This is a genomic window from Corynebacterium glyciniphilum AJ 3170 (genome assembly GCF_007673095.1).
Lineage (GTDB): Bacteria > Actinomycetota > Actinomycetes > Mycobacteriales > Mycobacteriaceae > Corynebacterium.
This window is the reverse complement of sequence record NZ_VDYZ01000029.1, coordinates 1-14187: the sequence shown is the minus strand read 5'-3', so window position 1 is coordinate 14187 and position 14187 is coordinate 1. Positions and strand designations below refer to the sequence as shown.

At 62.5% G+C, this 14187-nt stretch carries 12 protein-coding genes; 8 read left to right on the top strand and 4 right to left on the bottom strand.

From position 1 onward, the window contains the following. Positions 1 to 230 precede the first annotated feature (230 nt). The 3 genes from FS507_RS16150 to FS507_RS16140 all read right to left on the bottom strand — a co-directional run bounded on the left by FS507_RS16150 (position 231) and on the right by FS507_RS16140 (position 3217). Positions 231 to 557, bottom strand: a complete 327-nt coding sequence (locus tag FS507_RS16150) for a helix-turn-helix domain-containing protein (protein ID WP_260853584.1) — start codon at positions 555 to 557, stop codon at positions 231 to 233. Between the two features lie 88 nt (positions 558 to 645). Then, positions 646 to 2109 (bottom strand): nucleobase:cation symporter-2 family protein, encoded by a 1464-nt coding sequence (locus tag FS507_RS16145; protein ID WP_145943792.1) that lies wholly within the window; start codon positions 2107 to 2109, stop codon positions 646 to 648. A 55-nt stretch (positions 2110 to 2164) separates the two neighbouring features. Further along, positions 2165 to 3217 (bottom strand): isopenicillin N synthase family dioxygenase, encoded by a 1053-nt coding sequence (locus FS507_RS16140; RefSeq protein WP_145943791.1) that lies wholly within the window; start codon positions 3215 to 3217, stop codon positions 2165 to 2167. 227 nt (positions 3218 to 3444) lie between these two features. Between FS507_RS16140 and FS507_RS16135 the strand changes: the two genes are divergently transcribed. Beyond that, positions 3445 to 4242 carry a hypothetical protein gene (locus tag FS507_RS16135; protein ID WP_145943790.1) on the top strand — a complete coding sequence of 266 codons (798 nt, stop codon included), beginning with the start codon at positions 3445 to 3447 and terminating at the stop codon, positions 4240 to 4242. Positions 4243 to 4266: 24 nt separating this feature from the next. Here FS507_RS16135 and FS507_RS16130 read toward each other — a convergent pair whose 3' ends face one another. Continuing rightward, complete coding sequence (locus tag FS507_RS16130) at positions 4267 to 4500, bottom strand: AbrB/MazE/SpoVT family DNA-binding domain-containing protein (protein WP_145943789.1); 234 nt, start codon at positions 4498 to 4500, stop codon at positions 4267 to 4269. 127 nt (positions 4501 to 4627) lie between these two features. Between FS507_RS16130 and FS507_RS16125 the strand changes: the two genes are divergently transcribed. The 7 genes from FS507_RS16125 to FS507_RS16095 form a co-directional block, all read left to right on the top strand. After that, positions 4628 to 5482, top strand: a complete 855-nt coding sequence (locus FS507_RS16125) for a hypothetical protein (RefSeq protein WP_145943788.1) — start codon at positions 4628 to 4630, stop codon at positions 5480 to 5482. Next, positions 5479 to 6234 carry a helix-turn-helix domain-containing protein gene (locus FS507_RS16120; protein ID WP_145943787.1) on the top strand — a complete coding sequence of 252 codons (756 nt, stop codon included), beginning with the start codon at positions 5479 to 5481 and terminating at the stop codon, positions 6232 to 6234. The genes FS507_RS16125 and FS507_RS16120 overlap by 4 nt, the downstream gene beginning before the upstream one ends. A 97-nt stretch (positions 6235 to 6331) precedes the next feature. After that, positions 6332 to 7204, top strand: a complete 873-nt coding sequence (locus tag FS507_RS16115) for a GDSL-type esterase/lipase family protein (protein WP_145943786.1) — start codon at positions 6332 to 6334, stop codon at positions 7202 to 7204. Between the two features lie 401 nt (positions 7205 to 7605). Then, positions 7606 to 8475 carry a transketolase gene (locus FS507_RS16110; protein ID WP_145943785.1) on the top strand — a complete coding sequence of 290 codons (870 nt, stop codon included), beginning with the start codon at positions 7606 to 7608 and terminating at the stop codon, positions 8473 to 8475. Continuing rightward, a complete protein-coding gene (locus FS507_RS16105; protein ID WP_145943784.1) occupies positions 8465 to 9466 on the top strand; it encodes a transketolase family protein in 1002 nt (333 codons plus the stop codon). Before FS507_RS16110 ends, FS507_RS16105 begins: the two co-directional genes overlap by 11 nt. A 217-nt stretch (positions 9467 to 9683) precedes the next feature. After that, complete coding sequence (locus FS507_RS16100) at positions 9684 to 11150, top strand: GntT/GntP/DsdX family permease (RefSeq protein WP_145943783.1); 1467 nt, start codon at positions 9684 to 9686, stop codon at positions 11148 to 11150. 88 nt (positions 11151 to 11238) lie between these two features. After that, the coding region (locus FS507_RS16095; RefSeq protein ID WP_145943782.1) for a pyruvate carboxylase at positions 11239 to 14187 on the top strand (2949 nt) is incomplete at its 3' end.

The window sequence follows — 14187 nt, the reverse complement described above, 5'->3', positions numbered from 1 at the left end:
CATCCTTCCAGGCCCACCCCACGGCAAGCCAGATCAGATGTCAACTACTCGCGCAGCAGTCCCAAGCGACATTGCTGGCAGTGACTCCATTCTGCCAGGCGTGAGTTGCTCGGGTGGATCTCTCGACTAATTACCCGACCAGCGATGGAGGTATCGGTGCGGCAGTCCCAGCTGATGATCGTGCCTCAACTTGTTGGCAGCTGCCTTGGTCTGGTGCTCTGACGATGACATCACGGAGCCGGGATCGCCTGATCAGCTAAGTAGGCGTCCATCTCCATGAAGTGAAGCAGACGTTGGCGCATCGCGTTCATGTTCGCACCGTTCGTGGACTGCGTAGCGCAGCGCACGCGCTTCGCGACTGCACTGTCGGTAAGTTGCGCTACCGTGCATCCTGTTGCTTCAGCGATCAGGATGCTCTCCGGCATCTTTGCGACGCGGCTACCGTTCAGAATCCGATTCAGTGTGGCTTGTGAAATGCCCGTTTTGTCCGCGAGTGCACGCTGTGACAGCCCGGAGGCCGCCCGTGCGCTCTCGATGGCGTCTGCAACGGTATTCACTATCTCCACCTCCTGAATCACTCCCCGGAACATGATTCATGTCTACCGCGCGGTACCCCTGGAGTCCAGGTTCGGTTACCTGCCCCTCCTACACGAACACCGACTCCGGCTCGGGTCGCTGCTCATTGCGCGCCGCCCGGGCGCGGTCCGCGATGGGGGTGTGGTTGAACAAGAGGTTGAGTCCGAAGGCCGCCAACGCGGCCAGGACCACACCGTCCGACAGGAGCGTCTGCGTCCAGTCCGGGAAGTTCGACCAGATACCGGTGGAGAACTTCGACAACAGCCCGAGGGCGACCGCTATCGCCACAATCGTCGAGTTGACCGTGTCGGTGAGATCCACCTTCCGCAGGGTGTTCACGCCCACTGCGGCGATGGAGGTGAACAGGATCAGCGAGATCCCGCCGATCACCGGGTCCGGCAGCGCGGCGATCACCGCTCCTGTCGCCGGCGTGAGCCCCAGGAGCAGCAGGACGGCCCCGGCCGTGGCGGTCACGTAGCGCGAGTGGACACGCGTGGTGCGTACCGCGCCGACGTTCTGGTTGAAGACGGTGTCGAAGAATCCGTTGAAGATCCCGCCGAGCACGCCGGACGCCGCATCCCCGACCAACGATCGGGCCACGTCCGACCGGCTCATCTTCTTTCCGGTGATCTCCGACAGGGCGCTGACGCTGGCGATCGTCTCCGCGAAGAGGAACATCATCACCACCGACATCGACAGCACACCGACCAGCGGGAACTCCGGCGCTCCGAAGTGGAAGGGCTTGACCAGTGCGAACAGCGGCTCGTCGCCGACGCCGGAGAAGTCCAGTAGGCCAGCGGGCCAACAGGCCAGCACACCGATGATCGTCGCGATAATCAGCGATGCCTTCGCCACCACCCCGCGTGCCAGACAGGACAGCGCAACGGCCACGACGACCACGAGCGAGGCGATACCGATCGACAGCGGGTCGGCGTAGTCCGGATTCTCCTGACCACCGGCCATCGGTTGTCCGACGACCAGGCCGGCGGACACGCCGATCAGTGACACCCCGAGGACCAGCAGCACGGTACCGGTGACCAGCGGAGGGAAGTACTTCAACAGCTTGCTGAACGGCCAGGCGAGAAGCAGTCCCACGACACCACCGGCGAGCATGCACCCCCAGATCGCGGGCAGCCCGTAAGTCTGCCCGATCGATATCATGGACGCCACCTGGACGAACGCCGCACCACCGATGATCGGCATGCGTCCGCCGGCGATCCGTCCGACCCCGAGCGACTGGATCATGGTGATCACGCCGGCGACGAGAAGGTCGGCGTTGACCAGCATCGCCACCGTCTCTCGGTCGAGCCCGAGCGCTGCGCCGAGCGCGAGGGGGACGGACACACACCCCACGTACATGATCAGGACGTGCTGGATGCCGTAGGTGAGGTTGTGGCGCCAACCGAAATTGGTGTCCACGGCGGATCCGTCGGTGGAGAATCCGACATCGCGGTCTGCGTCGGGTTCAGCGTCGGGGTCTTTGCCGGGGGCGGGGGAATGATGGTGCGCGGTGCGGTCGAATGTAGCGGTCATGGGTGGAGATGCTCCTGAGCGGGACGGTGCTTGAGCGGTGGGGGAGAGAAGGGAGCTACCTGGCGGATTCGGCCTTGCTGAAGTTCGCCGTGATCCGCATGTCGAGGTAGTCTCCGGCGGTCATCGGCTCGTACTTCCGGTCGGGCCCTTCGATCACGGCGTCCCGGTCGGCCTGGGCGAAGTAGGGCATGGAGTAGCGCTCCGGGATATCCACCCCGATGTCGGCGGCTTTGACGCGGTGGAAGTTGGATTTCAGCCGGTCGTCGCTCCACCGCATGAGCATGTCACCGATATTGCAGGTGAGGATGTCCGTGAAGGCGGGGACCGGCGTCCAGCTCTGGACGTCCTGCGTGGCGTCCGCACCGGGCATGACCTGCAGGCCGGACTCGCCGTCGGTCTGGAACAGCAGGGTCAGGCAGTTGAAGTCGGTGTGTGCGCCTGCACGCCAGACGGGTGCGCCGTCCTTGTCGGGGACGTTGTCGGCGGCGTCCACGGCCATGTAGTGGATCATGCGCAGGGTGCACTGGTGCAGGTCGGAGGCGGGATCGTGCACCTTGGTGAAGTAGTCACGCTCGAAGTCGAGCTTCACGGCGAAGAACTCCAGGATGCGCATGGCCACGTCATGGCACCTGGTTTCGAAGGACAGCGCGTTGTCACGGAAGCCGGGCAGCGTCTCCTCGTCGAGCCACAGGCCGTCCATGAGTGGACGGGTGAGCTGGTAGCTCTCCTTCTCGTCCGGAGTGCCGGTCGACGGGCGGATCTGGGACTTGTGCTCGAAGCCGACGTTCTTGCCTTTCGGCTTTGCGACGGTCTCCAACGTCTCCTTCGGCAGGGCGAAGAGGCGGCGGGACTCCGCGAACGCGGCGTCGATCTCGGCTTTGCTGATGCCGAAGTTCTTCAGCTGGAAGAACCCGATGGTGGTGGCGGCCTGCCAGAGTTCCTCGGCCTTGGCGTCCCACTCCTGGTCGGTGAGGTCCCAGTTGTTGACGTCGATGACCGGGACGGCCCGGTCGGTGGTCTCTGTACCGACGCCGCCCATCCTCGACTCGAGGTCGAGTTCGGCGTTGCTGTAGTCGTCGGTGCTGCTGGGCGTGGTGGTCTGAACCATGATGGTCCTTTCACGTCACGCGGTTTCCCCTACGGTCGTACGCTCCGTCATCCCGACGCCGTGCGATGCAGACCCGGCTGAGCCGCTGATGGTCTTGTAACAGGACTCAATCTACGAAGCGGTCGTTTCGAGGTTGTGCCACTTCTGTGACATCTGTGTTGCCGGTTCCCGGGTGGCGGAAACGGCTACACTCGACCCGGTCAATCGCCCCACACTGGAGGACACCCGTGAAGCTACCGAAGCCTTTCTCCCGCAGCAGGAAAGACGACGCGTCCGCCCAACGCGATACGGGGGCCGATGTGTCCGCGACAGTCGACGAGGAGGAGCTGTCCCCGGAATCCAAGGAGGCACTCAAGGGGATCGCGGACCTCGATGAGCCGGACGGTAAGTTGGCCCGCCAGTTCTTCAAGGCGGTGGACAAGGCGTCCGAGATCCAGGCGCCGGCGATCGAGAAGTACGTCAACTACATCCGGCGTAGGCACGGCAGGAAGTCTGTCGCCCGGCAGCAGAAGGTCATTGACCGGCATTTCCGGACGCTGGCGACGGGCACGGGTGCAGGAACCGGCGCCCTGGCGTTCTTCCCCGGTATCGGGACGCTGCTCAGTGCGGGCGCGGCCGGTGGGGAAGCCCTCGGTGTCGTGGAGGTCTTCGCGCTGTACACGCTGTCGAGTGCGCGGTTGCGCGGGGTCGACATCAGCCACCGGGAGGCGCGCCGTCGGCTGATCCTGTTCAGCATCGCCGGCGCCGCAGGCAATGAGGCGGTGTCGGCAGCCTCGGGTGCGAAGGGGATCGGTGGACTCCGGAAGCTGGGCAGTGCCAGCGACGCCGAGAAAAGGACCATCAACTCGCGGTTGGGGCGGATAGCTTTCCGCCAGCTGCGTCGACGCATGGCGGGGGCGGCGTTCGCCAAGATGCTGCCACTGGGCGTCGGCGCGGTACTGGGCGCGCGGGTGAACCGGAAGCTGGCGCACATGATGATCCGCCACACCCATGCGGTGCTCAGTGAGACGGGGAAGCGCGGCTGACGCCGAACTTACGGTCCCGAGGCTTCAGTCGTCGCGCTCATCACGGAGGAGCTTCCTGAGTTCCTCGATGCGCGATGTGGTGGCCTGCCCCCGCATGCGCCTGACGATCTGCTCTCCACGGGAGGGCATTGAGCCGGCATGGACGATACGGAGTGAGTTGCCGTCGGCGATCACTTCTACATCGTCCCCCTCGGTAAAACCGAACTCGTGGCGGAGCGCAGCTGGGATGGTTACCTGGCCGTTGCTGTTGAGCCGCATGTGACACCTCCGTCGGGCGCGTAGTAGGTTCCTTAGATCCTACGTCGTAGACAGTGCGATGGGAGATACTGCAAGGAGGAACAACGACCCTTGACTGCGACGCAGCGTCATAGTTGAGACTGAGGCTATGATTCAGAATCCTCGGTGGGTGCGGACGGTGCACCGGGCGCATGCGGGTGTTACCGTCCTGGTCGCCATCACGCTGGTGGTGCTCAACCTGACGGGCGTCCTCGCCGGTGACATCGCGGTGCAGTTGTTTCTCGCCGTTGAGGTGCCGCTGCTCGTGGTGTTTGTGGTGTTGACCCTGCTCCGACTCCGCCGTGTCGTCAGCACACCTGCCGGCGACGACCGCAGCCTCCTCGACCGCGTCATCGCGGAGGAACCGCTGCTCCGTCCCGCCGTGTCGGAACTCCGGTACTACCACAGCCTGGTCCTGGCGGTGGCAGGGAAACGACGGGTGCCGGCGGGCGCGGCATCCTTCGGGTATACAAGAGGAGTCATGGCTGTCCCGGCGGCGATCGTGATGGTGAGCCTGGTGGAGCTGGTCGTCGTCCACCTGCTGGTGCCGTGGCAGTGGCTGCGGATCGTACTGCTGATCTTCAGTATCTGGGGAGTCCTCTTCGTCGCAGGATTCTTCGCCGCCCGGATCGTGAACCCGCACCTGGTTTCACACGACGACCTGACCCTGCGTTGGGGTCTGCAAACGGTGCTCGCCACACCGCTGAGCAACGTAGTCTCGGCGAGCAGACACGCGAACCACGCTGTCACGCAACCCGATGTCGAAGGGAACCGGTTGATCCTCACACAGTTCCAGAGTACGAACGTGGTGCTGCGTTTCGCCGAGTCCGTGGCCACCGATGCACCGGTGCCGAAGAAACACCGTCCGGTCGATGTCCGCGTCACCGAGGTACAGCTCTTCGTGGACGATCCCGAAGCATTCCTACATGCGGTGACACCTGCCCAGGATGAGGTCAGCGCATGAACGACACAGGGGTAGGACGGGACGGCGACATGGTCCTGCGTACCCGGGAAGTCGCCGACCTCGCCGGAACCACGCCCCGGGCTCTGCGGCATTATCACGCGATCGGACTGCTCCCGGACGTCCCACGCGACCCGAACGGGTACCGCTGCTACGGTGCGCGCGACGTGGTCCGCGTCCTGCGGATCCGTCAGCTCGCCGCGAGTGGCATGCCGCTCCGCCGGATTCATACGATGCTGGAACAGGACCTCCGCAGCCAGGATGAGCTCCTGGAGGAACTCGACCGGGACCTCGCAGCACAGGCCGTGCGCATCGACGAGCAACGGAGGATGCTCGCAGAAGTACGTCGGCTGTCCATGCCGGTGGTCCGGGCTGGGGCCGGCGAGCAGCTCACGTCCACCGAACAGTTCGACCAGGACGTGTGGACACTGATCACGGCGACCGGCGCCTTCGACGGAGACAGCGCAGCCGCCGTCCTCAAGGCGCTGGGTGAGGGTGAGACAGCAGCGCGCGTTGTCGCACTCGCGACCGAATTTGAGCAGCTGGCGGAGCAGAATCACATTGATGACGCGGATGCCGAGCGTCTGGCTGGGCAGATGGTGGCCTTCGGGGAGAGCGTTCTGGCGGAGGTGGGCATCGAACCCGCAGACGAGGAACAACCGATCGCAGCGCTGGTCCGGGACATGCAGGCTGATGCGCTCAGCCCCGCCCAACAGACGGTGTGGGGCGCGTTCCTGGCCCGTGTGCAGGACTGACGGCGCTGTCGCCCGCCTGTCGAGGACAAGAGCAGTTACAGTTCTGGGTGGTCGGTCATGCCCGTGACCGAGATACCACCTGGAAGGACACCCCTCAATGCGTCGATTCACCCGCGCCACCCGTGTTTTCGCCACCTGTCTGCTGTTGTCGGCGACGGTCAGCACCGCCACTGCCACCGCAGGGGTGGCATCGCCTGCCAGCACGACGGTGGTGACCTACGGTGACTCCTACACGGCCAACCCGAGTCAGCTCGTCGGCATGGCGAATCAGTATGAGGAGCTCAAGCCGTTCCTCACCGACTACCCGCGCACCGGACAGTTGGAGTCGGGCAAGGAATGCCTGCAGGCACCCGACAACTGGCCGCGGCTGCTGCAAGATGAGGGTATGGACGTCCGCGACTGGTCCTGTACCGCGCAGACGTCCCGCACGATGCTGGATCGGATCGACGCCAGCATCGCCGCCGGTGATCTGACCGCCGACACTGATTCGGTGGTGTTCCCGGTGGGCCTGAACAACTTCGGCCCGTGGGGGCAGAAGGACGGTGTGGACGTCACGGACTTCGATGCTGTGCAGGACGCCTACGCCGCCGACATGCGCGAGGCCGCACGCCGTGTCCGGGCAGTTGCGCCGGACGCGGCGCTGGTCGTCAGCGGGATGCCGCAGATCGGTCACGGCGACAGGTACTGTATCGTCAACGTGGTGCCGGATCATCCGGCGGGCCTGTCGGTGCCGTACCTGGCGAAGGCCGAGACTGCTGTGCAGACGATGCAGCGGCAGTCCGCCGAGGAGATCGGGGCGACGTTCGTCGATCTGAAGGCCGCCAGTCAGGGGCATGATTCCTGCGCGCCGGATGCGGACCGCTACATCGCCGGCCTCATCGACACGACCACCCCGGACTACAAGATGATCATCCACCCCTCGCAGGCAGGGCAGCGGTTCATCGCAGGGCAGATGGGTGCGGGGTTGTAGCCCTGCAAGGCGTCGTGTTGGCGAGTTGGTGTCAGCGGGTCTATTGGGCCGGGGGGGAGTTGAGCTGCACAACACAGTGTCTCAGACTCAGCCAGCTGACGTTGTTGGATCAGGGTTTAGCGAGATGACAGGTCATCCGACCGTCGTAGCTAAGACGTGGCGCTATCAGTGCATGCCGGACGTTCAGGTGCACTGCCCAAAGGCGCCGACTCGGGGCGGGAAGAACAAGTATCGCTACGACGTTATACGAACATAGAAAATTAATCACATAGCTTTTTCCTATACCACCTCGTCGCAGCGATAAGAGGGGGAGAATTAACTGTTGACTGTTGACAATAAAAGCGATGCAGGTCACACTGTGGAGGTACATTGTTAACAGTTGACAACGAAAGCAGGAGGGTATGACTTCACCTCAAGACGTCATTGACCCAGAGCGGGTGCAAAGGATTCGAGAATCTGCCTACCGTATCCGCCAGCACGCCATTACCCAGGCGGAACTTCAAGGTCAGGGCTACATTGGTCAGGCACTTGATCTCTCAGACATTCTCGCGGTGCTGTACACCGACCAGCTTGTGTTGAACCCTCACGACACGACGGACCAAGAGCGAGACCGTTGTTTCATGTCGATGGGGCACTACGGGCTTGCGTTGTATGCCGCCCTGGTCGAGGCTAAGTTCCTTCCAGAGGAAGAGCTCCAGACCTATGCTGCGGATGATTCACGCCTACCAATGTCAGCCATGGCTGTCTATACGCCAGGGGTGGAGATCTCAGGGGGGTCACTCGGACATGGCCTGCCAATCGCGCTTGGCGCGGCAATCGCCTTGTTGAGGCGTGGCGGTTCGCAGATCGTTGTGAACCTCCTCTCTGATGGTGAACTCGACGAAGGCTCCACCTGGGAAGCTGCGAAAGTCGCAGGAGACCTGAAGTTGAAGAATATCGTCGCTGTGGTTGACGTCAATGGTCAACAGGCCGACGGTCCGACGCGGCCGGGCGACACGAACGATAACTCGGCTACCGCCAGAAGGTTCGAAGCCTTCGGGTGGACCGCACATGATGTAGACGGGCACGACGTCGAAGCGCTTATTCGCGCGATGGAAACCGCGCGAGCGGCCGACGATGGAAAACCCCACGTGCTCGTGTGTCGCACGGTCATGGGCAAGGGGGTCCCCATGCTGGAAAACAGGGACAAGCTCCACTTCATGAGAGTCGATGAAGAGGAATGGATCCAGGTAAAGAAGCAACTCAAGGAAGGATTCACCAATGGCGAGTGACAAGAACAACGGACAGGTTCTACGTTCTGGGGCAATGATCGCAGACGTTGCCGGGGACGATGTCGAAACCATCTCGGCACCGCTTGGCCACGCACTCGTCGATGTTGCAGAACAGGATGACCGTATCGTAGGGTTGTCGGCCGACCTCGCGAAATACACGGACATGCACATCTTCCGCGATGCTATGCCCAACCGCTTCTATCAAGTCGGGATGGCAGAGATGGCGATGATGGGTGCCGCTGCTGGGCTGGCCCAAGAAGGATTTGTCCCCTTCGCCTCCACCTACTCCGTCTTCGCAACCCGTCGAGCATATGACTGGCTGTTGTTGGACATCGCTGAGCAGAAACTCAACGTCAATCTTGTCTGCGCACTCCCGGGTCTGACAACCGGATACGGTCCCAGTCATATGGCTTTTGATGACATGGCTATCCTTCAGTCCTGTCCGAACCTGACGATCCTTGATCCGTGCGACGCCACAGATATCCAGGCTGCCACTCCAGCTATGGCTGCAGTCGACGGACCGACCTACATGCGACTACTGCGGGGCAGAGTCCCCAAGATCCTCCACAACTACGACGGGGAGTTCGAACTTGGTAAGGCGAGGAAGCTGCGAGATGGAGATAATGCTCTTGTCATCAGCTCCGGACTCGCTACTCAACGGGTGCTCGAAGCCACGGAGCGTCTGGATAAGGACGGAATTGAAGTAGAGGTCCTTCATCTCGCAACCGTCAAGCCACTCGACGAACAGGCGGTGATCGGTGCCATCGCTCGTTCTGACCGGCCCGTTTTCACTGCTGAAAACCACTCGGTTGTCGGTGGATTGTTTTCGGCGGTTGCATCAGTCGCCGCGAAGAACGGGCTCGGCCAGAAGATTACACCGATTGCCCTGCCTGATGAGTTCCCGAGTGCAGGTGCGTTACCCACGCTCGAGGATCGCTACGGAATTAGCGCTGAAGCGATGACCAAAACCATTCGTTCCAGTCAGTGTTGATCATGTCGGAACCTTATGGCGATAATTCTCATAGGGTTTAAAGAAAAGCTAAAAGTACGCGCTGACTGCCGCGTTATCGTTGACTTGACTCACTTCGCTTGTTATGAGGTAGGAGTAGGACCCTCGCAAGATTTGCTGGCAAGAAAACGAGGGAACTTACACTAGAGTCCTGTCTTTTTGATATCGGTACTTGAGCGCTTCCTAGAAAGAGGACACCATGGGTGCTGCCTACTTGATAGTTCTGGCGATTATTGCTATCGCTGCCCTTCTTGTTCTAGTAACGGTTCTGAAATGGCCTGCATACATCGCCCTTCTTGCCATCGCTGTAGTGACAGCATTGGCCGCGGGGACGTCTCCGAGTGAGGTAATGCCACTCATAATCGACGGTATGGGAAGTACCCTGGGAAGTGTGGCGCTCCTGGTGGGCCTTGGGGCGATGTTGGGTGGGATTCTGGAGAAATCTGGTTCCGCTGCTGTTCTAGCAAATTCCTTCCGTATTCGCCTTGGGGAAAAAAGATCAGGCACCGCGCTACTTCTTGCGGCTTCTCTCGTTGCCATACCTATTTTTTATGATGTCGCGTTCATAATCCTGGTCCCGATTGTGTACTCATTTGCGCGGATGGCGGGACACCGCAGTCCGATCATCCTTGGTTTGCCCATCGCTCCGTTTATGGTGTACCTGCACAACACCTTGCCGCCCCACCCTGGTATTACTGCTGCAACAGGAAGCCTTGGGGGAGACGTCGGGGTCCTTCTCATGATGGGACTGGTTATCGCGGTTCCCGTCGGCTTCGTCGCTGTCTACATGGCTAAGTTACTGAACCTGAAAGAGTATGTCATGACGCCGGACGTTACTCGGCGCTTTGCTGCGGTGTCGACCTCGCCTCACGCACAACCGATCCGTGCGGGCGGCGGTGATTCTTCTGGTCGGGAGTGTGACTCAGGTGACGCTGAAATCAGCGGTGATAATTTTCCCGGTAACATTGAAGATGAGTCGTCGCATGTGACTACTCCTGCTACCTGGGAAGTGCTTCTCTGTATTCTTCTCCCTCTGCTGATGATAGCAATCGGTACGGTTACCGAACTCGTTCTTCCCGAAGAGCACCCGGTTCTGGAATATACGAGCTTTATTGGCGCCCCGGCATTCGCGCTTCTTGTCGCTGCAATATTGGGATATTATCTTCTGGGGATCCGTCATAAGCGAAGTGGTATGAAGGTCTCCGAGATTATGGACGATGCGCTTGGGCCTGCTGCTGTCGTGGTTTTTGTTACAGGTGCAGGTGGCGTATTCGCAGCCGTTCTAACTGCTACCGGGATTGGAGAGGCAATATCTGACTCGCTGCTCGCCACAGGTATGCCGATGCTGCCAATGGCCTTTCTCCTTGCTGCTGCTCTCAAGGCAGCTCAGGGATCTGGAACGGTAGCTGCCCAGACAACCGGAGGGATCATAGCTGCCACGGTCCTCGCAGGAGATTTCAGCACTCTTCAGATTGCTTTGCTCTTGATTGCGATCGGTTGTGGATCTAATTCCTTGACACATGTCAATGATTCCGCATTCTGGATCACTACACGCTACTTAGGGCTCTCTGTGATTGATGGATTGAAAACATGGTCGGTAATGGGGCTGACCCTTGCATTGACCGGTTTTGCCATCACCTGTGGTCTCTGGGTAGTCGTTCCGTAGTAGTCCAGTATCGCAGTCCGTACCTTATTCTCGTTCACGAATAATCGATTTGGCCCAGAAGATTTGGACCACAGTGAGGACATTTCACATGGCTGACCCGCACTCCTTCTCGAAGATCCTGGTCGCCAACCGCGGTGAAATCGCCGTCCGCGCCTTCCGCGCCGCCTTCGAAACCGGCGCCACCACCGTCGCGGTCTACCCACGCGAAGACCGCAACTCCTTCCACCGCTCCTTCGCCTCCGAAGCCGTACGCATCGGCACCACCGGCTCACCGGTCAAGGCCTACCTCAACATCGACGAAATCATCCGCGCCGCGGTACAGACCGGCGCCGACGCGATCTACCCCGGCTACGGCTTCCTGTCCGAAAACGCCACCCTGGCCCGGCGGGCCGCCGAGAACAACATCACCTTCATCGGCCCCGACCCGGACACCCTGGACCTCACCGGCGACAAAGCCGCCGCCGTCGACGCCGCCAGAAAAGCCGGCCTGCCGATCCTGGACGACTCACCCCCCAGCGCCGACATCGACGAGCTGGTCTCCTTCGCCGAGGGGCGCACCTACCCGCTGTTCGTCAAAGCCGTCGCCGGCGGTGGTGGACGTGGCATGCGCTTTGTCGCCACCGCCGACGAACTGGCCGAGCGTGCCGCTGAGGCCTCCCGCGAGGCCGAAGCCGCCTTCGGTGACCCGAGGGTCTACATCGAGCGTGCGGTGATCAACCCCCAGCACATCGAAGTCCAGATCCTCGGCGACCACACCGGCAACGTCATCCACCTCTACGAGCGTGACTGCTCCCTGCAACGCCGCCACCAGAAAGTCGTGGAGATCGCCCCCGCCCAGCACCTCGACCCCGAGTTGCGCGAAACAATTTGCGCCGACGCGGTGCGCTTCTGCGAATCCATCAACTACACCGGTGCCGGGACCGTGGAGTTCCTCGTCGACGAGGACGGCAACCACGTGTTCATCGAGATGAACCCGCGCATCCAGGTCGAGCACACCGTCACCGAGGAAGTCACCTCCGTCGACCTGGTCAAATCCCAGATGCACATCGCCGCCGGCGCGACCCTGGATGATCTGGGCCTGCACCAGGACACCATCGTCACCCGCGGGGCCGCCCTGCAGTGCCGTATCACCACCGAGGACCCCTCCAACGGTTTTCGGCCCGACACCGGTACCATCACCGCCTACCGCTCCCCGGGCGGGGCCGGGGTCCGCCTCGACGGGGCCGCCTCACTGGGCGGGGAGATCACCGCCCACTTCGACTCCATGCTGGTGAAGATGACCTGCCGTGGTGCCGACTTCGCCCAGGCCGTGGCCCGTGCCGAGCGTGCCCTGGCCGAGTTCACCGTCTCCGGGGTCGCCACCAACATCGGTTTCCTGCGCGCGCTGCTGCGCGAAGACGACTTCCGCCACCACCGCATCGCCACCTCGTTTATCACCGACCACCCGCACCTGCTGGCCGCCCCACCGGCCGATGACGAGCCGGGCCGGATCCTGGACTACCTGGCTGATGTCACCGTCAACAAGCCCCACGGGACCTGCCCCACCGACGTGGTGTCCCACCGCAAACTCCCCGAACTCCACACCACCACCGGCGCCACCGGCACCGGTGCGGGTCTGCCGGCCGGCTCGCGTGACCGGCTGCTGGAGCTCGGACCCGAAGAGTTCGCCCGCCAACTGCGCACCCAGAGTGCCCTGGGTGTCACCGACACCACCTTCCGCGACGCCCACCAGTCCCTGCTCGCCACCCGCGTGCGCACCAACCCACTGGTCGACGCCGCCGAAGCCGTGGCCCACCTGACCCCCGAACTACTCAGCGTCGAAGCCTGGGGCGGGGCAACCTACGATGTCGCCCTGCAGTTTTTGCACGAAGACCCCTGGGACCGCCTCGACCAGCTGCGTGCCGCGATGCCGAACACCACCATCCAGATGCTGCTGCGCGGACGCAACACCGTCGGCTACACCCCCTACCCCGACATCGTCGCCGAGAAGTTCGTCGCCGAAGCCGCGGCCAGTGGGGTGGATATTTTCCGCATCTTCGACGCGCTCAACGACATCGACCAGATGCGCGTGGCCATCGACGCGGTGCTGGAGACAGGCACCGCCGTCGCCGAAGTCGCGATGGCCTACTCCGGGGACCTGTCCAACCCGGGTGAGACGCTCTACACCCTGGACTACTACCTGCGCCTGGCCGAACAGATCGTAGCCTCCGGAGCACACATCCTGGCGATCAAAGACATGGCCGGACTACTACGCCCCGCCGCGGCCACCAGGCTGGTCACCGCACTACGGGAAAACTTCGATGTGCCGGTGCACCTGCACACCCACGACACCGCCGGCGGCCAGCTCGCCACCTACCTCGCCGCGGCGGACGCCGGCGCGGATGCGGTGGACGGTGCTGCCGCGTCGATGGCAGGGACCACCTCCCAGCCGTCACTGTCGGGTATCGTCGCCGCCTTCGCGAACACCGACCGGGACACCGGCATCTCGCTGGACGCGGTGAACTCCCTGGAGCCCTACTGGGAGGCCGTCCGCTCCCTCTACAGCCCGTTCGAATCCGGCCTGCCGGGCCCCACTGGCCGGGTGTACACCCACGAGATCCCCGGCGGACAATTGTCCAACCTGCGTACCCAAGCCACCGCCCTGGGGCTGGGGGACCGGTTCGAACTGATCGAAAACGCCTACGCCGGGGTCAACGAACTACTCGGCCGGCCCACCAAGGTCACCCCCTCCTCCAAGGTCGTCGGTGACCTGGCCCTGCACCTGGTCGGCGCCGGAGTGAGTGTGGCGGACTTCGCCGCCGACCCGCAACGCTACGACATCCCCGCCAGTGTCATCGCGTTTTTGCGCGGTGAGCTGGGCACCCCTCCCGGTGGGTGGCCGGAGCCGTTGCGTACCCGGGCGTTGCAGGGACGCGACGACAACACCGCCACCCGGACGGTGTCGGTACCGGCCGAGGAGGAAGAACACCTCGACGGGGAATCTGCCCAGCGTCGCGGTGCGCTGAGCCGGTTGTTGTTCCCCAAGGAATCCGCCGGG